This is a genomic window from Lysinibacillus sp. GW821-FHT14F06 (assembly GCF_058803665.1).
In genome coordinates, this window is record NZ_JBXAPF010000001.1 from 277,716 (window position 1) to 299,640 (window position 21,925).

Annotated in this window: 26 protein-coding genes and 2 pseudogenes; 18 read left to right on the forward strand and 10 right to left on the reverse strand. The window is 33.8% G+C overall.

What is annotated here, in order from left to right:
• Window positions 1-2: 2 nt before the first annotated feature.
• From AC1RNS_RS01350 to AC1RNS_RS01360, 3 genes are all read right to left on the reverse strand, one after another.
• A complete protein-coding gene (locus AC1RNS_RS01350; RefSeq protein WP_492990451.1) occupies window positions 3-611 on the reverse strand; it encodes a bifunctional transcriptional activator/DNA repair enzyme AdaA in 609 nt (202 codons plus the stop codon).
• Between the two features lie 329 nt (window positions 612-940).
• Entirely contained in the window at window positions 941-1,801 is an 861-nt protein-coding gene (locus AC1RNS_RS01355) for a YitT family protein (RefSeq protein ID WP_492990239.1), read from the reverse strand.
• A gap of 34 nt (window positions 1,802-1,835) precedes the next feature.
• The gene (locus tag AC1RNS_RS01360; protein WP_492990240.1) at window positions 1,836-2,372 is read right to left on the reverse strand and encodes a helix-turn-helix domain-containing protein; all 537 of its coding nucleotides are present in this window, start codon (window positions 2,370-2,372) and stop codon (window positions 1,836-1,838) included.
• 176 nt (window positions 2,373-2,548) lie between these two features.
• On the opposite strand from AC1RNS_RS01360, the gene AC1RNS_RS01365 reads away from it, so the two are divergent.
• From AC1RNS_RS01365 to AC1RNS_RS01400, 8 genes are all read left to right on the forward strand, one after another.
• The gene (locus AC1RNS_RS01365; protein WP_492990242.1) at window positions 2,549-2,800 is read left to right on the forward strand and encodes a PLD nuclease N-terminal domain-containing protein; all 252 of its coding nucleotides are present in this window, start codon (window positions 2,549-2,551) and stop codon (window positions 2,798-2,800) included.
• On the forward strand, window positions 2,784-3,686 hold the full coding sequence (locus tag AC1RNS_RS01370) for an ABC transporter ATP-binding protein (protein ID WP_492990244.1): 903 nt from the start codon (window positions 2,784-2,786) through the stop codon (window positions 3,684-3,686). The genes AC1RNS_RS01365 and AC1RNS_RS01370 overlap by 17 nt, the downstream gene beginning before the upstream one ends.
• 4 nt (window positions 3,687-3,690) lie before the next feature.
• Complete coding sequence (locus tag AC1RNS_RS01375; protein WP_492990246.1) at window positions 3,691-4,470, forward strand: ABC transporter permease; 780 nt, start codon at window positions 3,691-3,693, stop codon at window positions 4,468-4,470.
• Between the two features lie 18 nt (window positions 4,471-4,488).
• Window positions 4,489-5,190, forward strand: coding sequence for an ABC transporter ATP-binding protein (locus tag AC1RNS_RS01380; RefSeq protein WP_492990249.1), 702 nt, complete (start codon window positions 4,489-4,491; stop codon window positions 5,188-5,190).
• Window positions 5,180-6,766: a hypothetical protein gene (locus AC1RNS_RS01385; RefSeq protein ID WP_492990251.1), complete on the forward strand. Its 1,587-nt coding sequence runs from the start codon at window positions 5,180-5,182 to the stop codon at window positions 6,764-6,766. The genes AC1RNS_RS01380 and AC1RNS_RS01385 overlap by 11 nt, the downstream gene beginning before the upstream one ends.
• Window positions 6,763-7,149: a GntR family transcriptional regulator gene (locus AC1RNS_RS01390; RefSeq protein ID WP_492990253.1), complete on the forward strand. Its 387-nt coding sequence runs from the start codon at window positions 6,763-6,765 to the stop codon at window positions 7,147-7,149. Before AC1RNS_RS01385 ends, AC1RNS_RS01390 begins: the two co-directional genes overlap by 4 nt.
• 774 nt (window positions 7,150-7,923) lie before the next feature.
• Entirely contained in the window at window positions 7,924-9,786 is a 1,863-nt protein-coding gene (locus AC1RNS_RS01395; protein WP_492990255.1) for an McrB family protein, read from the forward strand.
• The gene (locus tag AC1RNS_RS01400) at window positions 9,755-12,157 is read left to right on the forward strand and encodes a DUF2357 domain-containing protein (RefSeq protein ID WP_492990256.1); all 2,403 of its coding nucleotides are present in this window, start codon (window positions 9,755-9,757) and stop codon (window positions 12,155-12,157) included. Before AC1RNS_RS01395 ends, AC1RNS_RS01400 begins: the two co-directional genes overlap by 32 nt.
• 67 nt (window positions 12,158-12,224) lie before the next feature.
• Here AC1RNS_RS01400 and AC1RNS_RS01405 read toward each other — a convergent pair whose 3' ends face one another.
• The 3 genes from AC1RNS_RS01405 to AC1RNS_RS01415 form a co-directional block, all read right to left on the reverse strand.
• Entirely contained in the window at window positions 12,225-12,398 is a 174-nt protein-coding gene (locus tag AC1RNS_RS01405) for a hypothetical protein (RefSeq protein ID WP_283872963.1), read from the reverse strand.
• On the reverse strand, window positions 12,382-13,809 hold the full coding sequence (locus AC1RNS_RS01410; RefSeq protein ID WP_492990257.1) for a recombinase family protein: 1,428 nt from the start codon (window positions 13,807-13,809) through the stop codon (window positions 12,382-12,384). Before AC1RNS_RS01410 ends, AC1RNS_RS01405 begins: the two co-directional genes overlap by 17 nt.
• 129 nt (window positions 13,810-13,938) lie before the next feature.
• Window positions 13,939-14,223, reverse strand: a complete 285-nt coding sequence (locus tag AC1RNS_RS01415; RefSeq protein WP_492990258.1) for a hypothetical protein — start codon at window positions 14,221-14,223, stop codon at window positions 13,939-13,941.
• 266 nt (window positions 14,224-14,489) lie between these two features.
• Between AC1RNS_RS01415 and AC1RNS_RS01420 the strand changes: the two genes are divergently transcribed.
• From AC1RNS_RS01420 to AC1RNS_RS01450, 7 genes are all read left to right on the forward strand, one after another.
• Window positions 14,490-14,639: a hypothetical protein gene (locus tag AC1RNS_RS01420; RefSeq protein ID WP_286924182.1), complete on the forward strand. Its 150-nt coding sequence runs from the start codon at window positions 14,490-14,492 to the stop codon at window positions 14,637-14,639.
• A 283-nt stretch (window positions 14,640-14,922) separates the two neighbouring features.
• Entirely contained in the window at window positions 14,923-15,084 is a 162-nt protein-coding gene (locus AC1RNS_RS01425; RefSeq protein ID WP_492990453.1) for a Holliday junction resolvase RecU, read from the forward strand.
• Between the two features lie 98 nt (window positions 15,085-15,182).
• The gene (locus AC1RNS_RS01430; RefSeq protein WP_492990454.1) at window positions 15,183-15,422 is read left to right on the forward strand and encodes a DUF722 domain-containing protein; all 240 of its coding nucleotides are present in this window, start codon (window positions 15,183-15,185) and stop codon (window positions 15,420-15,422) included.
• A 45-nt stretch (window positions 15,423-15,467) separates the two neighbouring features.
• Window positions 15,468-15,638 carry a hypothetical protein gene (locus tag AC1RNS_RS01435; RefSeq protein ID WP_492990259.1) on the forward strand — a complete coding sequence of 57 codons (171 nt, stop codon included), beginning with the start codon at window positions 15,468-15,470 and terminating at the stop codon, window positions 15,636-15,638.
• Between the two features lie 294 nt (window positions 15,639-15,932).
• Window positions 15,933-16,940 carry a transglutaminase domain-containing protein gene (locus AC1RNS_RS01440; protein ID WP_492990260.1) on the forward strand — a complete coding sequence of 336 codons (1,008 nt, stop codon included), beginning with the start codon at window positions 15,933-15,935 and terminating at the stop codon, window positions 16,938-16,940.
• Window positions 16,941-17,096: 156 nt separating this feature from the next.
• The gene (locus AC1RNS_RS01445) at window positions 17,097-17,315 is read left to right on the forward strand and encodes a hypothetical protein (protein WP_492990261.1); all 219 of its coding nucleotides are present in this window, start codon (window positions 17,097-17,099) and stop codon (window positions 17,313-17,315) included.
• Window positions 17,316-17,425: 110 nt separating this feature from the next.
• Window positions 17,426-17,653 (forward strand): hypothetical protein, encoded by a 228-nt coding sequence (locus AC1RNS_RS01450; RefSeq protein WP_492990262.1) that lies wholly within the window; start codon window positions 17,426-17,428, stop codon window positions 17,651-17,653.
• A 107-nt stretch (window positions 17,654-17,760) separates the two neighbouring features.
• Here the strand turns inward: AC1RNS_RS01450 and AC1RNS_RS01455 are convergent, their stop codons facing one another.
• From AC1RNS_RS01455 to AC1RNS_RS01470, 4 genes are all read right to left on the reverse strand, one after another.
• Window positions 17,761-17,991 (reverse strand): integrase core domain-containing protein, encoded by a 231-nt coding sequence (locus AC1RNS_RS01455; RefSeq protein ID WP_492990263.1) that lies wholly within the window; start codon window positions 17,989-17,991, stop codon window positions 17,761-17,763.
• 309 nt (window positions 17,992-18,300) lie between these two features.
• A complete protein-coding gene (locus AC1RNS_RS01460) occupies window positions 18,301-18,468 on the reverse strand; it encodes a hypothetical protein (RefSeq protein WP_492990264.1) in 168 nt (55 codons plus the stop codon).
• 449 nt (window positions 18,469-18,917) lie between these two features.
• Window positions 18,918-19,526: a stalk domain-containing protein gene (locus tag AC1RNS_RS01465; RefSeq protein ID WP_492990265.1), complete on the reverse strand. Its 609-nt coding sequence runs from the start codon at window positions 19,524-19,526 to the stop codon at window positions 18,918-18,920.
• A gap of 73 nt (window positions 19,527-19,599) precedes the next feature.
• Complete coding sequence (locus AC1RNS_RS01470) at window positions 19,600-19,731, reverse strand: hypothetical protein (protein WP_492990266.1); 132 nt, start codon at window positions 19,729-19,731, stop codon at window positions 19,600-19,602.
• Between the two features lie 385 nt (window positions 19,732-20,116).
• Here AC1RNS_RS01470 and AC1RNS_RS01475 point away from each other — a divergent pair, with 385 nt between their 5' ends.
• From AC1RNS_RS01475 to AC1RNS_RS01485, 3 genes and pseudogenes are all read left to right on the forward strand, one after another.
• The gene (locus AC1RNS_RS01475) at window positions 20,117-20,557 is read left to right on the forward strand and encodes a DUF1259 domain-containing protein (RefSeq protein ID WP_492990267.1); all 441 of its coding nucleotides are present in this window, start codon (window positions 20,117-20,119) and stop codon (window positions 20,555-20,557) included.
• A gap of 309 nt (window positions 20,558-20,866) precedes the next feature.
• A pseudogene (locus AC1RNS_RS01480) lies at window positions 20,867-21,516 on the forward strand (tyrosine-type recombinase/integrase); the annotation flags it as partial.
• Window positions 21,509-21,888: pseudogene (locus tag AC1RNS_RS01485) on the forward strand (DUF6262 family protein). The pseudogenes AC1RNS_RS01480 and AC1RNS_RS01485, both read left to right, overlap by 8 nt.
• Window positions 21,889-21,925: the final 37 nt, after the last annotated feature.

Below are 21,925 nucleotides of genomic sequence, written 5' to 3' on the forward strand. Positions count from 1 at the left end.
TTTCATTTCTCCTTTTTCTCGTCCGATTGATAGAGTTTTCGATATTGTACTGGTGTGTAACCAAATTTATTTTTAAATAGGGTAATGAAGTAAGTTGAATTAGAGATGCCTACACTTATCGATATATCTGTAATAGATTTATTTGTTTCAATCAGGTAGTCTTTAGCAGCCTTTAATCGGACATGTTGGATGTATTCAGCAGGAGTAATTCCCTTAATCTTTTTAAATGTTCGATGTAAATGAAAGGGACTTCCATGAGCAATCATCCCTAATAATTCAAGATTTAACTTTTCAGTGAAATTTTTATCAATATATTCAGTAACATGAGAGATCCATTCACAATCAGGAAGGTTTTGATTTGTTGGCTTACAGCGTTTACAAGGACGAAAGTTTTCATTGAGGGCTTGCTCCGCTGTTTGAAAAATTCGTACATTTTCTTTTTTAGGTACACGAGATTTACATGAAGGCTTACAAAAAATTTTGGTCGTTTCGACAGCATAGAAAAATTGATGATTATATGATGCATCGTTCTCAACGATTGCTTGCCATCTTTCGTCTGTCATCATTTCTTCAGGATGTTGATTGCTACCACTATTCTGTGGCGCTTCCATGTTTTTTTTATCCTTCATTATGTTTTCACTCTTTTCTTTTAAAATGCTTTCCTCCATGTTTTTGTACAACAAAGTATAACTGCATTGAGCGAAAACATAAGTCCTTTCTAACGTAATAGCAAGATATTGAAGTTTTTTAGTCAATAAAAAAAGAGGATAGGACATAACTAAATGGTTTCTTCATAAAATTAAATAATCTCTAAATTAACAAAACAGGATAAATAGAAAAACCGAACTATTCCGAAACACTTCATGAGCGTTTTATTGGATAGTTCGGTATTTTTGTTGGCTGAAACACTCTTGTCCCAGCCTCATAATAAGTTCTTGATTTAGTGAATATCTCGCTTTTTGAAGTTACCGCCACGTACCTCTGACACATCAGAAATAACAACAAAGGCACTCTCGTCAATATCTTTGATAATCGTCACAAGTTTATTTTCTTCCATACGGTTAATAACACAGTTTAAAATATCTGTGGGTTCATTGGAAAATCCACCGCGACCTTTTGTATATGTAACACCACGTCCTAAACGAGCTTGAATCGCATCTCCAATCTCTTCTGATTTGGCACTAACAACGCGAACATCTTTGGATTTTTCTAAACCAACTTGAATAATATCAATAACATTTTTGGCAATATAGTAGGTTAAAGCGGAGTATAATGCGCTCTCCAAGCCAAAAATAAAGCTTGCCCCTAAGAAAATAAAGGCATTAATAAATAATATAATATCCCCGACTGAAAACGGAATCTTACGTGATAGTAGCACGGCTAAAACCTCAGAGCCATCCAAAGCGCCACCATTACGCAAGACAATCCCAATCCCAACACCTAGTAGCAAACCACCAGATAAAACAATTAATAACGGATCACTTGGACCTAAAATTGTTTTAACATCATGCATAAGCACAGTGGAAATAGAAAGAGCTGCTATCCCAGCACTACTCATCAATGCAAAGGTTTTACCTACTTGTTTGTAGCCAATCCAAATAAAAGGAATATTTAATACAAAGAGCAGTACGCCTAATGGAACACCAAAGAGGTATGCTCCCATAATACTGATACCTGTCACGCCACCATCAATGACATCGTTCGGAATTAATACCGCTTCTAGTCCATATGCTGCGATGATGGCGCCAATTATAATCATGATAAATTTTCGTGTATTTTCAACTGACTTTCTTCTTTTCATAAATCTTCTCCATTTCTTTACGTAAAAATAATACTTAAGGTTTTGGGATAATATTTATAGCTATTGTTTTTGTCTCATCATTGTTTGAGTCGGCCATATTATAGTATTTAATGATTAAATCGTTTAATTCATTTTCTAAGTTCTGGAATTGATCAGTTGTTAATGTTAAATCAATAAATGAAAAAGTTGCTAAATCAGCAGTGCTTTCTTTTTCATCCAATGAATGTAAATAATTTTGATATTGAGATAGTAAAGTTAATTGATAGTTAGAAACATAATTTAGTTTTTGTTTGATTGTTAGTTGTATCCAATCCTCCTTACTAAGTTTTTCTGCTCCTTCATTTAATGCATAAAATTTCTCTGTAACAGAACGTACTTTTCTCTCTTTCACAATTTTTATGATATTTTCATCTACTAAAATTTGGATGTGTCGATATAAAGTAGCCTGAGGTACATCCTTTATAATAGAAATCATTTCCAAAGTGCTTAAACCTTCTTCTTTATTGTGCATCAGAGCTTGGAAAATTTTCATTCTCACAGGGTGCATTAAAGTCTCTGCCTTATTCCGCATAAAACGATCCTCCTATCAGATGGTATCAAGGGAAGCAATCAAATGTTATCAACATGAGAACATTATCAATAAATATACTATATATTTTTTTTACAGATGTACAGTAAAAAGGTAATGAAATTTTTTACATCTTCTGTTATCATTATTGATAATGATAATGAATGGAGGTTTTAGGGATGAAATTACACTATAGTTTTGATGATTTAGACCAACTGGATTGGGCAAGTATACTTCCAATCATTTCGCCATTTATATTCGTAGGATTTGTTCTAATCATTGTTGCTTTATTCGATTTATATCGGCACCGAGATACGCGGGAAAACATACTGATGTGGACAATTATTATTTTGTTCTGTAACTCAATTGGTTCTGTTCTATACTTCATTATTGGTAGAAAGGATGTAAATAAAGGTGCGCTTAGAGATTAAAAATATTACGAAAAAGTTTAAACAAAAAACAGCCGTGAATGATTTTTCAATGGTCATTGATGCTAATGAGTGTGTTGGATTAATTGGACCAAACGGAGCGGGGAAATCCACGTTAATTCAAATCATTGCCGACATTTTGAATGCAGATAAAGGAGAAATTCATCTTGATGGTCAAAAGATTTCATCTATGAGAAATCAAATTGGTTACTTACCTCAGTATCCTAATTTTTACTCATGGATGACAGCATTTGAAACATTGTTCTTTATGGGAACACTTTCTGGCTTATCAAAAAATGAATTACAGCGAGAGATCCCACTGCTTTTAGAAAAGGTGGGCTTAGGAAAAGAAGCACATATGCATGTGGGGACATTTTCCGGTGGTATGAAGCAACGCCTTGGCATCGCACAAGCCTTATTGCATAAGCCAGCTTTAATGATTATGGATGAACCGGTATCAGCGCTAGACCCAATAGGCAGAAGAGAAGTGTTAAATCTATTAAAAGAAATAAAAAAAGAAACGACTATTCTGTTATCAACGCATATTTTGAGCGATGCGGAGGAAATTTGTGAGCGCTTTGTTGTCATAAAAAATGGTCAGAAAATAGAGGATGCGACAAAATTAGAGCTGCTTGAGTACCATCAAGAATCAGCTATCTTTGTGACATTACGTGAACAAGATTGTAAGTGGTTAACAATCATCGAGCATTTGCCATACGTAAAGAATATCGAGAGCTATGGAGATGGCTATAAAATACATGTTCATCATTTGGAAGGTGATGCCCATCGATTGTTACAGCACGGTTTGGATTCAAACGTGATGTTTACAAAGTTTGAAATGGGTATTCAAGAAAGTCTAGAAGAAATATTTTTAGAATTGGTGGTGTAAGTGAATGAGTGCTTTTATTGCATTAAGCAAAAAAGAAGTACAGCAAATGGCAAGGGAGTTTAAATTATTGTGGCTCCCAATCGTATTTATTTTACTAGGGCTAACTCAGCCGATTATGATGTATTATTTACCTGTTATTTTACAATCAGCGGGTGGTATTGAAGGTATTATAATTGATCCTACTATGGCAAAGCCTGAAGGACAGGAGGTACTTGCCTCAACATTAAATTCACAATTTGATCAGCTCGGCATTATTATTTTGGTCGTTGCTACTATGAGTATTATTCAAGGAGAGAAAGCCAATGGTATGATGAGCTTTATCCTAACAAGACCAGTATCAATATCTTCTTATTTAAATAGTAAAATCATTATCCATTATATGTTAGCTGTTATATGTATAGCTCTTGGCTATGCAGTATCCTATGGCTATGCAGCGTATTTATTTACTACTGTTCCTATGACACAAGCTATGTGGGCTTTTGTATTTTATTGTGTTTGGCTGTTATTTATCATAACGTTTGTTGCGATGATAAGTACATTTTTTAATAGTCCTGCATTTATTGCACTAATAAGTATCGTTGTCCTATTAATATGCCGCTTTATCGCGGGATTACATCCTTTCATAGATGCTGTAAATCCTGCTAGTAATAGTTTGTCTGCAGCGAATATACTGATGACGGGTAATTTAGAAGCAGGGTACAGCATTCATATTATCGTCACACTACTATTGGTGCTATTAATGATTACTACCATGCACGGTTTCATTGCGAAGAAAAAATTTTAAATGGGATGTGATAAAGGCATGTTATTAATAGAAGATTTACAGAAATCGTATGGGCAGCATGAAGTATTAAAGGGCGTGGCATTAAAGGTAGAAAAGGGAGAGATATTGGGGTTTGTAGGTGGGAATGGGGCAGGTAAAACAACAACATTAAATTGTATTACTGGCTCAGTAGAGCAGGATTGTGGAAAAGTGATGATTAATAATGTTCTAAAATCGCAGTCACTTGACTATAAAAGACAATTTTATTTTATCCCTGACACCATTCATGTTTTTCCAAATATAGCTGCCTATGATTGGATACATTTTGTTTTGAGCTTATATGAAAAAAACGATGATGCAAAACTACAAAGCCTCATCCATATATTTAGTATGGAAAAAAGTATGAATAAACCAATGGGAACGTACTCTTATGGAATGCTCCATAAGATGGCGTTGATTACTGCCTTTACGATTAGTCCACCTATTCTTATTATGGATGAGCCGTTAAATGGTCTGGATCCACTTGCTGTTGTTGCTTTTAAAAATTGTCTAAAAGAATATGTTAAGAATGGTGGAACGGTTCTGTTTTCCACTCATTTGTTGGATGTTGCTGAAAAAATTTGCCGATCCATTTGTTTTTTAAAGGACGGCAAGATTGTTTTACATGAATCTGTAGAAAATCTGCTAGTCGATGGGAGCCTAGAAACTATTTTTATGGAGAAACAAGCTAATGAAGGATAATTTGCCATTAATTAAATTTTTCTTAACATCCGTTTATACAAAACCAAAGCAACCAATCGTGCAAGTGCTTTTAATACTAGCCTTTATTTATATAGCCTTACAGTATTGTGTATTTACCTTTATAATTTATTTTTTGGCTACCTCAGAGGTGTTTTTATTTTATAGCTTTATACTATCGAATAGTATCACGTATATACTGATTTCCTATTTTGCGATTTCAGTAGTGTTTAGTCAAAGTGATTTTTCTATCTTAGCTCATTTGCCGATTTCAGCAAAGCGGATTGTATTGGCGAAAATAGTAAGTGGTGTAGCTCTACCAATATTGGTCGTTGGAGTACTCTCCATACCTACATTTTTTATTTTATTAATAGAGTTTAATATAGGATTTGCTGTTAAATCTATTGTATTTTTACTTATGGTAAACATTTTCATTACATTATTTCTACTATGTATTTTATCTGTTTTGAATTATTTTCGCACCATTTTTAGGAATATATCCATCTATTTGATGGTTAGAATGATGTTTATTTTAGGGATTGGCATTTGCCCAATAGTCTTTTTTTGGCTAAATAATATTGAGGAAATTAAGCTTGTTTTAGCGAAAATAGATACATCAACCATCGCATCCTTAAGTGCGTCCATATCAGATTTTCTCGACATAGGCTATCGTTTTGCAATGCAACAGACATGGCTTGCGGAATTATTGCCATTAACGACTGCTCAAAGTGTATTTTATTTCTCTATAGTATTCTTACTGTGCTTTTTATTGTTTAACATAACTATAACAATCATTGGGTCTAAGTATTATGAATATGGTTCGTCTGTGAACAAAATTGAAAAAACGGCTAAGGTTTGGAGAAGCAATACTAGTTGGAGCAATTACTTACAACGAGAATACTGGATTATTCAATCTGAACCCTATTTTAAAATGCAAGCGATCTTAGGTATCATTATGACACCAATCGGCACAGCAATTTTACTAATTGTGATTCGGATGAATATGCTAAAGGCCGACTGGATTATTGACAATAAAGCTTACCTTTTTGTCTATATGATTTTGTTTATGAGCTGTATGAACAATATTAGTGGAACACCTTATTCTAGAGAGGGTAAATATTATGCTTCGAGCAAAACATTGCCCTTGGAGCCACACAAAATATATATGGCAAAAGTAGTGATTTCCTCATGTATCAGTGCACTATCAGTCATCATAAGCTATATCATTTATATGCTATTTGAAATAAATGACATGATAATGATGCTGTATTTATTGATGACGTTACTATTAGTCTTTTCTTATAATTTATTATCTCCGCTTTATGATAAAAAGCATCCATTACTTGACTGTACCAATCCATCAGAGGCTATTAAATCCAATCCTACAGTATTAATTAGCTTACTATATGGATTACCTTTATTAATTATCGTTGCGCTTCTCCATTTCAGCTTGCTTACGTTCCTTGTTTCTCCATGGATATCAGCAGTCATTATTTTAATCATTGTAACTATAAGTACAATCACGATAATTTATAAAATTGTTGATCAAAAGAATAGGAAGGATTACGTAAACAATTGAATGTAAAAATAGATATAACTAGTAATACCCCATTTTATCAGCAGCTAACACAACAACTTCTATTAGCAATAGCGACAGGAATTTTGCAATGTGGTGACCAGCTACCCTCTATTCGTGATCTAGCAGGGCAAACAAACCTCAATCTTCACACCGTTCATAAAAGCTACAAGGAGCTACAAAAAAAGGGCATTATCTCAATAAAACCTCGTTCAAAAGCATTTGTAATTAATGAAATTTCTACCGAAGTCCAGGAAGCGAACCTTCCACAAATTGCTGAGAAATTGCGACAGATTATCATCGAGGCTTATGTTTTAGGGCTGGGTGAGCAGCAGGTTAAGCAGTTGTTTCAGGAGGGGGTGGGGAAGTATTATACAGAGCTATAGCATACAGAGAAAGAGATGGATTCTACGAGGGTCATCTCTTTAATATATTTCTTCCATCTTCCATGCTTAATCATTCCAGATAGTCTTTATACTATCTATAAAACTTCCTATGTTAACTCCCGATCATCATGGGCAATAAATTATGCCTTGATAGCTCAAATGGGGTAACATTACAAATTGCAATGGCTTGAAATAATATCCAAGGAATTAACATACCAACTACAACCATAACCGCTGTAAAGTACTGTTAAAATTTTTATATTTAATTCAAAGTAGGAGCTTTAAGAAAAGCTACATTAGTCAATATATCTAGTTCATGTTAAGATAAATGGAAGTAAATTATGAAATAAGGAGTGGTTTGATGGAAGTAAGTTGGGAATTTCCTTCAATTAATAATGGGTGTATGGATGGATTAAATGATTAAGGGATTCTTCATTTCACGGAGGCACATCAGTAACACGCAATGGTTTGTAAATCATGATTAATAGTCAATACCTACTAAAAGCAAATGGATATGATTTCAAAGTTAGTTGAAGTGGGTGTTAGATGAAACATATATTGAAAGAGAGCTTGGAAAAATAAAGTTTCTAGATGGGAGTGAAATACGCACAAAAACTTACTGTCTATTTGAGACAAAAGAATATTTGATTGACGAATGATTTCCAAAAATTACACCTGATAGCTTTGTAGGTGGACAATTACCGCAACATAAATATAGTTTGAATAAAAGTTATTGCACCTTGTTCTAGAAATTATACTTTGGAGTGATTTTATATGACATATAATCAGAGTTCAGGTAATTTGAATAAGAATGTACTAGTGAATAGGTTGAATTTGATTCAGGACAAAAATACAGTGTTTTTTGAGAATGATGATTACATAGTTTTATCGCCATCAATTCAGAATGATAGTTGGTGGTTTGATTTATTAAGAGGTAATGTGAAAAAAGTTCAAAACTCTCCTAAAGACGGATTTTTGATATTGCGTTTTTTTGAAAAACTTCTAATTGCTCCTTTGAAAGATTTTATGCATAAGATGATAAAAGAAGAATTTGTTGTAAAAAGACAACAAGGGCAAGATAATTGGAAATTTAATGTTAGAAGAAAAAATGATAGATATATAATAATTAATCAAAAGAATAGTACATTTGAATATTCGGTACAACTTGTAACAGAAGACGAGCTTGTTCTACTTGTTCAACAGCAGAATCAATTAAACGAAAAAAACGAAGTAAAGAAGTTAATTAATGAATATAGTTATAGGGAGTGGCTAAGGGATAATACAGCTTTGGCTAGCAAGACTATTGGAGCATACATATCAGCTATTCGGAGTTTAAAAGAGCCTTTAAAACAGTATAGTCATTTTCAAAACGAATTAGATTTATTTCAGATTTATGATATTAACACATTGAATTTGATAATGAATGATGACAAATTTCTAATACTTGATGAAAAATGGAATAGAGCTCATACATCAGCTTTAAATTACTATAAAAAATACTTGTCTGACTTAGGTGTACTGAATGAAAACATTGAAATTAATGATGATTTTGAATCATTAAATCTGAATGGAAACATTTCTTTCCATATTCACTCCTATATCTCCTCCAAAGGCTTCATTTATGCCGAGGCTAACATTAAAAACCTGTATCTTTCTCTACGAAGTAAACCGTTTGTGATTATTTCGGGAATTTCGGGTACAGGGAAGACAAAGATTGTACAATTGTTTGCGGAGGCGATTGGGGCGACGGAGGAGAATAAACAGTTTAAACTTGTTCCTGTTCGACCAGATTGGAGTGATAGTTCAGATTTGATTGGCTACACAGATTTAACAGGAAAGTTCAAAGAGGGACCTTTCACTGAAATGGTTAAGCAAGCACATAATAATCCTGATTTGCCGCATTTTGTCCTATTAGATGAAATGAATTTGGCTCGTGTAGAGTATTATTTTAGTGATGTGCTAAGTGTTATGGAGAGTCGTCGAGAAGATGATAATGGTGAAATTATTTCTTCTCCACTTACAATAATTGATGACAAGCCTCTTACTTTACCAAACAACCTTTATGTCTTAGGTACAGTTAATATGGATGAAACAACTCATCCCTTTAGTAAAAAAGTTCTGGATCGTGCAAATTCAATAGAATTTAACGAGATTCATCTTGATAACTTTAGTTTTGAAAATATAGAAGTAGAGTCTAAAGTAATTGGCAATTCTCAAATTCAATCTACATACTTATATTTAAAGCATGCATATAGAGGAAATGAAAAGCTTATAAAAAATGTTACTGAAAAGATAGTTGAATTTAATAAACTACTTCAACCAATTAATGCACATGTTGGATATCGTGTACGTGATGAGATCTGTTTCTATATGATTTATAATAACCAAATGCAATTTTTAGATGAAGATCAAGCATTCGATTTTTGTATCATGCAAAAGATCTTACCAAGAATTGCTGGAAGTGGGCAGCGAGTGCAGCAATTACTAGAAGATTTATTTGAAAAACTTGCAGGACAAAAATTTGATCAAGATACTGATGTACCACAATCAGCAGCATATTTACTAAGTGCAAAGAAGGTAGCTGAAATGTTAAGGAGATTAGCTGATGATGGTTTCACTTCCTTCTGGATCTCATAAATCAATTAAATTGTTAGAGATAGAAACAAATGAATTAAAGTTGATTATAAAAGGAAAATATAATTCAACAAAATTTGTATCTTTATCTGATGATATTCAAATGAGTTTTTCAATTAGTGATCAGAAAGCAAGCGTGCACTTATATAATCCTGTAAGTAATCAACTAGAGGATTATCATACCATAAATTTTCCACAGCCTATCTTTTTTGAAAATGGTCAATATCAAGTATATGTTCGACCAAAAAATGAGGAGCGGTATACATTTTATCATGAGTATCAGCCTTTTCGAGAAGCCATTACTGTTGTGGATGAGGAAGAAAATCGTTTATTAGGTACATTGCATTTTATGAATGAGATTGGATTATCAACTTTTGAAATATGGCAACAAGATTCAACAATATTAAGTTTTACAGTTGAAGTTTTTCCTGCAAAACTGGATTATCAAAAAGACTATAAAGCGTTGTTACATGAAATTAATAATGAAATCTATAATCTTACGTATAGTTTTATACAGCGTACACATTTAAAGGCGAGTGCGAAAATATATAAGGATCCATCTCCTACGGAATTTTATCGCCTAATTATGAAGCATTTTGATGAATACATTCATGCAATCCAACAAATTGAACGAATGCCACATCATCAATTTGAAACGACATATACCCTTGCAAAAGGAGAAAAGCTTGGTAGACAGGATAGTACAGGTCGTGCTTATTTACGCAAAAATGTCAACCGATTTATAGATGTAGAGAATGGTTTACAGATATTAGGGAAATCAGTTATGCCGACGAGGGGTTTACTTATTAAAAAACAACATACAATTGATACGCAAGAAAACCGTTATATAAAATGGACTATGACTCGATTAAAAACTAAAATTGCCTTGTTAATGAATCAATATATATATTGGTGTAAAGGTCAACAAAGAGAACCAGACATAGAGTTAGTTAGTATTTTAACAAAGATGGAAAACACACTCTTATTGCATCTTAAGCAATCGATATGGCGACAAGTAGGAAAATTAGATCGTTCCGTACATAGCCTTGTTTTACAAATGGCTACTGGCTATAAAGAGGTGTTCCAAGTTTACGCCTATCTGTTTCAAAGTCTCATCTTATATGGCGACAGTTATAAAATGTCATTGAAAAACATTGCGACATTGTATGAATACTGGACCTTCTTAAAACTTGGACAAATACTTCGTGAAAAATGTCAGTTAATAGATCAAGATGTTGTTAAATATAATGATGGCGGAATTTATGTAAGATTACGGCAAGATCAAACATCAACTTTTAAATTTTTACATCCTATTACAGAAGAGGAGATTATATTACAATACCAATTCAAAACAAATAAATCTCCTACTGTTTCACAAGAACCAGATTCTATGCTAAGTATTGGAAAGAGGGGAAAGGACTATCATTTCCAGTACATTTTTGATGCTAAATACAAAGTTGAAGTAATTAACGAAGATATGGTTGGACCGAAAAACGAGGATATTAACACAATGCATCGCTATAGAGATTCAATTGTCATTGAGAAGAATGGGAAATATGAGCGAACTGCTTTCGGTGCATATGTATTATTTCCTTGGAAAGATGACGAGCAATATAAACAGCATAAATTCTATAAGAGTATTGAAAAAGTCAACATTGGGGGTCTTCCGTTCCTACCAAATAACTCGAAATTAGTTGAACAGATTATTGCTAATTTATTGATTAAAAATGCTGATGAGCTACAACGAGATGGAATTTTACCTCAAGGAACAGTTCAATATCTAAATGAAGAAAACGATACATTAGCATTGTTAGTACCTGTTTCATATGAGCGATTAAAGGAAATTACAGTAAGCCCATTTATTGGAATTTCCCTATCTAAACTACCTACAAACTGGAGAGATGTTAAAACCATTGCATTAGTTGATGTTGAAGCAGTTAAGGAATTGGGTGAAATTACTTCATATGAAGTACGTGGGAATTTTATTGTGTTCCATGTAACCTCTTGGAATACAATCAGTCCCAATAAGCAGAATCTTAGTTATACATTATCTGAAAATATTATTGTAAATAAAAATAGCTTATCTCAAGCAAGAACACTAGCTGAAATCTTCATCAAGCCTGGCGTAGAACGAGAATTATGGTATATGTTCCTAAGAGTATCTAACGAATCCTTTGTAGAGCTTAATGAAAAAAAGCTTACACAAAGAAGTTATGTAAAAAACTTTTATTTAGACAATTTATTATTCGAGTTAATAGATAACAAAATGATTCATAAAGATATAGAAATTGATCTTTCAGAGATTTCTCACGCACCCTCAAAAGTATTTAATCAACTATATAAATTACTAACAGACTATCCCAAAAGTGAATAGACTTTTGGGATGATTGATAATTATTGTATTCATTCAGAAGAAAAATTTTAAATCAAAAGAATTTTCATTAAATCAAAAACACCGCCACAATCGTCGTAATAACAAGACCAATCACTACAGGCAATAAATTACGCCTTGCGAGTTCAAAGGGACTTACATTGCATATGGCAGCAGCAGGAATTAACGCCCAAGGAATTAATGTACCTCCACCAATAAAAGACATATTATTTAGCTGTAACAATTATGATTTCTCTGGCTTGCTTACTGCTCGTATAATCGTCCTTTGTATCAATTACAATTTGCTCAAATATGGTCGTCATTAATTGCTTCCGTTCGTAATCATCAGCATTTAACCAAAGAGTATCGATGTTGCGAATAATGGATCTGATTTCCTCATGATACCGAGTGTCCTGCTGCTGAATATTCTTTATCTCACGTTGAATTTCTTTTTCTTTGCCACGTAACTTTTCGGTTTCAAGTATTAATTCATCAATATCAATAATATCATTTTCGAACATGGTTTTTTTCTTGAGTAAAAGCTTTTGTATGGAGGCTAGTTCATGCTGTAAAGAGGAGAGCTGTGCTTTAGGAAAGTTGGCTTCGCCTTCATTACTTTTAAAATGACCACCCACTAAGTCATCCCACTGGGCAAATACCGTTTGTACTAAATTGCTTTCTAAAATCATATGACTCGTACAGGTTTTTCCTGCCTTCTTTCCTGAACATCGGTAGTTCTTTTTCTTGCCTACTTTGTGCCCTGACATTGAGTGACCACATCTAGCACATTTTAAAATCGAAGAAAAATAGTAATTGCTTGTTTCACGTTTTCCGCCAAAGGTCCTGCGCTTATCCAACAAATCCTGTAGCTCCCAGAATTCATCACGATCTATAATGCGTTCGTGATTTCCCTCGAATAGCTCCCGTTCGCGAGGCGGTTTTTTGATGTCTTTGGGATTAGCGCTGAACATTAAATAGCCAGCGTATGTAGGATTATTGGCAATATCTCGCACACTGTCTACATGCCATCCTCCGCCTCTTCTTGAAGGGATTCCTTTACTAGTTAGTTGACGAGCTAGAGTGTAAAAGCCTATCGATCTAGCTAACTTAAATATTTCTTTTACAATTTGAGCTTCTTCTTCATCTATCTCTAATTCACTATCAATGACCTTATAGCCATAGGGAGGGGTGCCACCTTTCCAGCGTCCCAATTTCACTTTCTTTTCTAATCCAAAGCGCACTCGTTCCGCCGTATTTTCGCGCTCCCATTGTGCAATAGCTGCCACTAGTGTGATAAACAAACGCCCCATAGCATTAGTAGTATCATAGACTTCTGTAGCAGATTTAAATTTACATTCGTATTGATCTAATTCTGCTAAGATAGTATGAAGGTCAGGCACAGATCGAGTTAATCGATCAAGTTTATACACTAGTAGGACATCAATGCCCCCTTGCTTAATTCGATCGAGCATATTTTGGAAATGAGGTCTGTTTAAATCTTTAGCAGAATAACCATCATCGATATAGGGCTTTTCAATAATTTCCCATCCTTGTGATACACAATAGGCTTCTAACTTCTCAATCTGGGCAGCTATTGAAAATCCATGCTTGGCCTGTTCATCTGTACTCACTCGAACATAGATGACGCATTTCATCAGTATTCACTCCTAATAATAAGAAAAGAGCGAGACAAAGGAGCCTTGCTCTTTAATTTATATATAGCACTAAAATTGCATATCATTCATATAATTTTCTGTACTACTTACTTTTAGTGTTATTCTTTTTTAACCTAATTTTCCTCTTTGCCCTTCGGAAGCTGATAATGTTCCTGCCTTTTGCTCAGCCTCTAATTCTTGACGATAGCTGTCCAATTCAGCATCAATTTTATTTTCAACTGTGACCGCTATTTCGGAGCGGTTTTTAAATAATTGCTCCACATGGTTAAGTAATGTCCCTCGCACATCTCGATCAAGATCCATATAGCCCTTCATGATAGCAATCTTCAATTCTGTGAGGTTGCTTTTTTTTGCGTATTCATCCAGTGAAAAAGTTTCGGGTTCAATAAACATTTCACCTTCACCTTTACGAAGCCAGAACTCGTTTACATTGAACTCTCTGCAAATATCATAAAGAATCCGATCTGTTATCCGAAAGCGAGACATGCTCAATTTGTTATAAAAAACCAGGTACTCTTTGGTGTGATGATGGAACATATTCGAAGATTGCGCACAAATAATGAACGATATCGGAAATGGACTAGATTAATATTTAGGCATTCCACGTATGAAAGTGACAAGCCCAATCGACATATTCTGATAAAAAAGGAGTGTGAGTGATGAAAGCAGTAAAAATGACAGAAGAAAAGGTTCGAAAACTGTTACCAATCGTTGAAAGTATTCTGTCAAGGGAATATGGAAGAAAGGTGACATTAAAGGATTTAACGGTAGGAGGCATTACAGTTTATAAAAAAGATTGCGCCAAATAGCGCAGTCATGTCCCATTTTGTACAAGCATTCTATTCTATGTAAAAGGACTGATGCTTTGAACATCTTAGTAAAGTGTTGGCTCAACATGACGCCGAGTGAACGTTTATGTCGTATCTTCCTACGAACCAATTTACAGTACCTGAAAAGGGGTAGTTCACCGAATATAAATTCAGTGCTATAAGAATAATTAATTTTAATATCACATCAAAAATAGGGGGATAAAGGGCAAATAGTAAAATCTTCATAGGTCGATTATAGTGGTGTTTTAAAGAACAAGCGGTTATTTTAAAAAATTTCCCCTTAAAGAATTTAACTGAGGATCAATATATTCTATTGTACTCATGGCATAGAAAAGGAGCGAAAGCATTTCTATTAATTTGTTTCTGGATAAAAGGCAAAAATGAGCCTGAATATTATGTCTTAAAATTTGAGCAATTAGAGTAAGCGTGGATATCCAAAGAAAATGGTGAAGCGAAATCAATACCGCTTCAATATTTCAGAGCTAATTGTAATCCATTATCTCGCTGCAGTGGGCGGCAGAAATTCTTGCTGAAGACAAGCTTTACCAAAAGTTAAAAGATATTGTTAAAACGATTGAAGCAATCCCTTCACAGTTAGACCATGATTTAAAAACTATTGTGGACATGCGGTACTGGGATACTGAAAAGAACTGTTATGAGTGGGAAGACATTGCAGACCGATTATATATGTCGTGCAATAAGGTGCTACGTAAACGCAATGCGGTAATTGATGAAACAGCCAAGCGGTTAGCATGGGCTTAATGTATGAAGAATATATTAATGTAAATGTAAAGGGTAGAAAAGGGGGTGGGGGTTATTGGATTATTAGATATTATTATGAACGCTATAGGGATTACCATGATAACATTGCTGATTTTTCTTTGGACACTTGATGAAGACAAATGGAGTTTAAAGGGTGTATCTTCTTATGCAGTTCCTACAGCATTAGTATATTTTGTTGTTTTTGTGTTTGTGTAGAAAATAGGAATTTCTAGTATTTAATATAGTGAACTTCCTAAGACTAGAGAAATTCACTAAAAAACATTGTAATTTGATATTATCAAGTTTTATTAAAGTGAACAGAAATACGCCAAATAAACGTCTTACAGTAATGAGCAAGTTCGCTTGTACATGCATGTAGCAAACAAAGATTACTAAATTGGTAGTCTCTTTTTATAATGACAATACGTTCCATTTATTCTATCATATAGGTAGATGGGAGGTGGCTGTTCGGATTTTTAAATAAAGCAAAAAAAGAAAGAGGAGATTCGATTGAAAAAAAGACAGCCATTAAAAGTATTGGCAGTAGGTGCAGTATTAGCAACGGGAGTTTTCGCCTCTGTAGCCACAAGTGGAACAGCTTACGCAGAATGGCAAGTAACGCCAGGAGGTAGTTGGATTTACAAGGAGTACATACCTAAAGCCAGTGAGTTCAAAACTTTAGCGGAAGTAAAGCAAGTGATGATTGACTTGTACAACAGCCCTGAATTTGAACCTAAAGATGTAGTGGTTTATTCTAACAAGGATTATAATAAAGGACTTTCGGAATATTCTTTTTTCTCTCGGGATATCAGCCAAGATATTCCTGGTTATGCCCTTTATGGGAGATACGTTTCGAGTTACGCTGAAGAAATAAGTAAAGGTGTTTTCAAAAACACTATAAGTGTCAGTAATCAACGTGACAAGGAAGACGAGGATGCTTGGTACAAAAAGATGGATAAGGCTGAGAAATACATTGTGGATAACTACAAATTAGAAACAGATTATGATGTTGTGTTAGCAATAAATGATTTCGTAGGTAGTCAAATTTCTTACGGTAAGAAAATACCTAAAGATCATCCATACTTAGAAACTTGGAGTTCTACTGTTTGTATGGGTTATACGGATTTCGCAACTGCCTTATATGTTAGATTTGGAATTGAGTCTAGAACCTTACCAGGAGTTAGTACACGTACTGGTCTTGGTCATGCATGGAACGCCGTAAAAGTTGGAGGGAATTGGTATCATTCTGATGCAACTTTTTATGATGCAGGAGATAAGAAAAATCCAAAATATCTTTTAATGACGGAAGCAGAAAGAGCTCAAAGTGAGATTGTGACGGATACATTTTACACAAATACAGTCGACGGTATAACTACAAAGGTACCACTCAAGATAGCATTCAAAGCCACAGACACAAAGTTCGACATGAGTATGGCAAAACCATACAACTACCAAGAAGTTAAGAAAGTCCAAGCCAAAAAGAAAGAAGTCAAGAAAGCTCAAGCTCCCAAAAAATAATAACAACCAATTTATTTGTTGTAGACATAGATAACTAACTAATACATAAAAGTCTCATCTAACAAGGTGTGGCTTTGTATTAAATACATAAACAAACGTACGTTCTTTTTTGTGTTATACTAAATCCATCAATAGAACACGATGGAGGGAAAGTGTATGAAAGTAAATGAAATGGACAAATACGAACTCACAGAAAGAATGAAGGAATTAATGATAATTGTTATGGAACAAAAAGTATCAATGTCTACCATTCCTAAAGATATTCTTGAAGAAATATTAAATCCTCCAACAGATGATGATGGTTATGTTCACAAGTTTTATCTGAAAGAGGGAACTAAGTTCTTTATTGAATTGTTAACAGGTAAAGAAGTCTGATACATAAGGTCACATCTAACAAGGTGTGGCTTTTTATTATGCTTCATATTTCTATTGATTAATTCAAACCCATTTGTCCCATGATATAGGTAGATGGGGGGTGTTGGTTAATGGATTATGAATATAAAGTAAAGTTTTACTTTGAAGAAAGTCGCGAAGAAGAATATAAGATTAAGACTAATATTGGGCAAGAAACATTTGCAGAAGAAATTTCTAATGGCTTTAATGAGAAGGCATGGTATTCATTTACTGAAACAGAAAATTATAAAACGATATTAATTAATACCAAAGATGTTTATAAGGTATCGGTAGTGCAAGATATTGTAGAATTTGATTAATTCAATGTATTAAGTATTAAGTTGTAACCAATTTGTACTGCACCCCGATTGTTGGACTGAACTGAGCCCTATTTAACGGACAGTTTAATAAAAAGTACCTTTGCAGATTAAGCTGCGATTACATGGTTCCGATATTCTGTCGGAGCCATGTATTTTAGATTCCAATGTTTACGTGACATATTATAATACTCCATGTATGTATCTACCATCTGCTTAAGCTCAAAAAAATTATTTGCTGACTTATAATCGACTTCATCTTTAAAATGTCCAAAGAAGGATTCAATCGGGGCATTATTGATGCAGTTTCCTTGGCGTGACATAGATTGCAATAAGCCCATTTCTTTCACACGTTTTTGAAAAATAATTGGGTACTATACAGTGCTCTTGTGTAGCTATTGCGATTTTCTTATATGGTTTAGCCCGTCTGATTTTCGCAAAAAAATTATATTTACACATTAATCGACGAATTTTCTTGTGGTTCATTAGTACAACCATTACCTCTGTTAACTTCATATATAATTGATAACCAACTTTTCCTTTAAACGCATCAAAAATGCAACGTAGTAATAAATAGTCTTCGTAATCCTGGTCCTCGTGAATCGCACGTTTCTCTGTATTTTTAAGCCACGCATAATATCCACTTCGACTTACTCATCTAATAAATCCTTCAATTCGCGGATCTCGTCAGCAACATGGTACATATCCTTTTCTTTTGGAGCTACAGGTGTAGAGGAAGTTTCCTTTTGAATAGCCTTGAAATTTTCAATAGCATTCTTATTTTCAGTAGCAACATGCATTGGCACATTATCAATCATGGCTTTGTTTCCAGTAGATACGATTTCGATAGTCGAATTAGCTAGCTTGCTAGAAATGTTAATACTGCTAATTGAAGATAGAGGAATGCTTCTTTAGTCATTTAAAGCCATACCCTTTATTTCATGAAGGACCACACGTTTATCTGTGAGATACAATTGCTAAGTACCCTTTACAGATGCACATACAGCGAGTAGTGTTTCACCTTAATCGTTGATTTTATCATCAAACAATTGAATTTGTTTAGCCATCATCTTTTTCTTTCCGAAGCCAACTAACTTTATAGTTTCTGCTATTATATCAATGCCATGCACCCCTTACAGATTTTTGTAATTTCATTTCATAAAATCTTGACAATAGTACATACAAAAAACAGACAACATTGTTAGTTATCTGTTTTTTGTAGTTAAAACAATTAAATTTACTATGAACGTGTTTTCTAAAAGAAAGTTTATTTTGTAATCTTTACATTATTAAATCTGTAATCTGTCCAGTTAGCACGAATTAAAATATTTATTGAATCAGCATCAACAGGAGCATAGAAAATAACATCTTCAGCAGTTACGCCAGGCTCAATATAGGTATCAGCGTGAGGAACATTTTCTTTTTTATTATATCTTTCATAATTGAATTTAAAGTTATAACTGTACTGTTTTCCATTTGCGACAATCTTAGATAGATCGCTTCCATTGCTAATTTTATCATTAGTGTTATTTACATATGTAACATAAATTTTTAATGAATCAGAATCTTGCACAACTTTATCAATTTTAACTGTTAAATTATCAATTGTTTTTGACAAATCTGATTGAGTAGTAGTTGATTCAGTAGCATTTGATGTAACTGCATAAGTATTAGATTTACTATCATAAGTAACCTTTCCACCATATAATCCTGCAATAGCATCTAATGGTACATATGCTTTTTTGTTGATGATCTGAACATCAACAGATTGCTTCTTTCCATCAAAAGTGAAATTATACTTTGTTGCAGCGTATGCACCCATGCTGAAAGTTAATAGTAATACAAGTACGCTGAATAGAATCGTTGATTTTTTCACTGTAAAAACCTCCTTTTTTTCCATTTTATTTGAACCTATGTTATGTGTATATAATAAAAAACAGACAACTTTATTAGTTATCTGTTCCACGTTCCGTATTGGACTGTTTAGCTTGTTCAATGACTTCCTCAAAAGCTGCTTTAATCTCCTCAATTGTATAACCAGCTTCCAGAAGTTCTTGAGTTGTTTGTTCTAGTTTGTTCATTTTGAAATCCTCATTTAAATTTTATCTATCTACACATTTATAATATTGAAATTTACTAGAAATATCAAAAGAGCTGTATTGGTAGGAGCGTGTAGTAAGGTTGTAGAACGTTCCAATAGAAAGTCGAATAATCCCATCTTATTATAGAAGAAACTCCTTATAAAGAACGTCCGGTGCCTTTCTATAATTGGTTAAATGAACGTAATGACCTTCCACAATCAATAGTTAATAGATATGGTAATTTAGTTAATTGGCTAGAATGGTAGATGGATGAATAGGTATATAAATAAATTCTTTAATTAAAGGCGGTAATCCTTAAAGTTCCCAGCTATCTTAATAACATATGAATATATTATTACTAGAAAATAAAAAGGAGGTGAATAGAATGGAACATGAAAATCAACAAGATAAATCTTGCGGTTGTGTAAGTCCAATAAAATGTCAACAACTTGCTAATATCATTGGTGGTGTAGTTATTACTGCAACACCAGTTTGTGTTGTGCAGCGCCTTCGCGATATTAAAGCTACCATTCTTGGACGAACTACTCGATCTCCTCTCGCACTTCCGTTTGCCCTTTCATTCGAAGGTGTTTTGGCTAATACACTAAACCTAGGCGAATCTGTTGTACTTCAGGAAGAAATAAATCCATTTATGACAGAACTTCGCAAAAGAGGACTTATTGTTACAGCAGTGCATAACCATTGGCTTTTCGATAATCCTAGATTAATGTACATGCATTGGGAGAATGTTGGAGATCCAACTGAATTTGCAAGAAAAAGTTTTAATGCTGCAGTTGCAGCAGGCTTGTTCAAAAAAGGAAAATAGAGATAATAAATATAAATTTAAACAAAGACTACTCCATGAGGGTGGTCTTTTGTATTAGTTAATTTGTCACGGATAGAAGAATATCCTTCCACAATCAATAGTACATAGTGAACCATCGTTAGATTTAAATAGACTAAACTAATAAGAGGATATTATGTTCAATATAAGAGCATATATCCTCTTTTTTATCCATATTAGATTTGTTATTTAGATATTGAAAATATAGTTTAATATGTATATAATGACTCTTTTTGGCTGCAATGTATGTAGCCTTCAGTTTAGTGAAGTCTTTAGACCGAGTAATATTTAATTAGCAAAGAAAAAAATATCACTGACGAAAATGGCAATTTGTTTCATTTTAAAACCCACCAATTCCGACATACTTATGGGGTGAAGATGTTAAATGGTGGTGCAGATATTCTAACGGTACAGGAGCTTTTAGCTCACTCTTCTTCCGAAATGACATTAAGATACGCCAGGTTATTAAGAAAAGCGTTTGAGTTAGTCATAAAACAAGGGGTATTCAGTTTTGACTTTAACGGTGAAGTACAAGAAATGAAGGCGGGAGAAGATATTCCAACTGACATATTGGATGCATTATGGCAGGATCATAAGCTAAATGCGATGGACAACCCTTATGGAACGTGTCACGCTCGGTTGAACGGAAACTGCCCTCATATGGAAGCACCTCCTTGTCTAACATGTGGTGATAATCAAACACCATGTAAGGATTTAGCGGTAGGTTTTTCAGAGTTAGATAAGGAAGATATGAACTTCATATAAAAACAACCACAAAGGCGATTGAAATAGCAAAACAACGAGGAAGAGAAGATATTGTGGAGAAAAACCAAAAGAATCTACAACGTTACCAAAACATTTTAAGTACTCTTCAAGAAGGAAATATTATTTTCGGTAGACAAGATCGAATGAAAAGAAAGTTGGGGGTTAAAAATGTCTGAATATGACCGCTCTGCCCACTTAAAAGCGATTCATGCTAATCGTAAAGCTACTACTTCTCAAAAGGTAGATGAAGCCATTAAAAGGCCCATAAGAGCCAATGAGAAAATAAACTTTAACAGTGTAGCGAGTGAAGCTGATGTTTTAAAAGCAACCTTATATAACAATAAGGACTTCCGTTCGAGAATTGAAACATTACGAAATCAGCAATCACAAGTACCTACACCAAAACAAGTGAAGCTAAAAATGAACGAAAAAATAAAGATGCCCTCATTGCATCTCTAAAAAGAAAAAATCAAAAGTTAGAAGAAGAAAACAAGCAATTAAGGGAACAACTGAAAGTTTCTTACGCAGAAGTTTATAAGAAGTTATGAGGGAGAACTTTATTCTCCCCTTCTTATTCAACTAAAG

Excerpts from the sequence above, each read along its gene's own strand:
- AC1RNS_RS01470 (WP_492990266.1), bottom strand. The coding sequence starts at position 19,731 with ATGAACAAACTAGAACAAACAACTCAAGAACTTCTGGAAGCTGGTTAT.
- AC1RNS_RS01395 (WP_492990255.1), top strand. The coding sequence starts at position 7,924 with ATGACATATAATCAGAGTTCAGGTAATTTGAATAAGAATGTACTAGTG.
- AC1RNS_RS01475 (WP_492990267.1), top strand. The coding sequence starts at position 20,117 with ATGGAACATGAAAATCAACAAGATAAATCTTGCGGTTGTGTAAGTCCA.
- AC1RNS_RS01460 (WP_492990264.1), bottom strand. The coding sequence starts at position 18,468 with ATGATTGATAATGTGCCAATGCATGTTGCTACTGAAAATAAGAATGCT.
- AC1RNS_RS01355 (WP_492990239.1), bottom strand. The coding sequence starts at position 1,801 with ATGAAAAGAAGAAAGTCAGTTGAAAATACACGAAAATTTATCATGATT.
- AC1RNS_RS01385 (WP_492990251.1), top strand. The coding sequence starts at position 5,180 with ATGAAGGATAATTTGCCATTAATTAAATTTTTCTTAACATCCGTTTAT.
- AC1RNS_RS01350 (WP_492990451.1), bottom strand. The coding sequence starts at position 611 with ATGGAAGCGCCACAGAATAGTGGTAGCAATCAACATCCTGAAGAAATG.
- AC1RNS_RS01415 (WP_492990258.1), bottom strand. The coding sequence starts at position 14,223 with ATGTTTATTGAACCCGAAACTTTTTCACTGGATGAATACGCAAAAAAA.
- AC1RNS_RS01455 (WP_492990263.1), bottom strand. The coding sequence starts at position 17,991 with ATGGGCTTATTGCAATCTATGTCACGCCAAGGAAACTGCATCAATAAT.
- AC1RNS_RS01360 (WP_492990240.1), bottom strand. The coding sequence starts at position 2,372 with ATGCGGAATAAGGCAGAGACTTTAATGCACCCTGTGAGAATGAAAATT.
- AC1RNS_RS01450 (WP_492990262.1), top strand. The coding sequence starts at position 17,426 with ATGGATTATGAATATAAAGTAAAGTTTTACTTTGAAGAAAGTCGCGAA.
- AC1RNS_RS01420 (WP_286924182.1), top strand. The coding sequence starts at position 14,490 with ATGAAAGCAGTAAAAATGACAGAAGAAAAGGTTCGAAAACTGTTACCA.
- AC1RNS_RS01410 (WP_492990257.1), bottom strand. The coding sequence starts at position 13,809 with ATGAAATGCGTCATCTATGTTCGAGTGAGTACAGATGAACAGGCCAAG.
- AC1RNS_RS01375 (WP_492990246.1), top strand. The coding sequence starts at position 3,691 with ATGAGTGCTTTTATTGCATTAAGCAAAAAAGAAGTACAGCAAATGGCA.
- AC1RNS_RS01400 (WP_492990256.1), top strand. The coding sequence starts at position 9,755 with ATGATGGTTTCACTTCCTTCTGGATCTCATAAATCAATTAAATTGTTA.
- AC1RNS_RS01380 (WP_492990249.1), top strand. The coding sequence starts at position 4,489 with ATGTTATTAATAGAAGATTTACAGAAATCGTATGGGCAGCATGAAGTA.
- AC1RNS_RS01445 (WP_492990261.1), top strand. The coding sequence starts at position 17,097 with ATGAAAGTAAATGAAATGGACAAATACGAACTCACAGAAAGAATGAAG.
- AC1RNS_RS01365 (WP_492990242.1), top strand. The coding sequence starts at position 2,549 with ATGAAATTACACTATAGTTTTGATGATTTAGACCAACTGGATTGGGCA.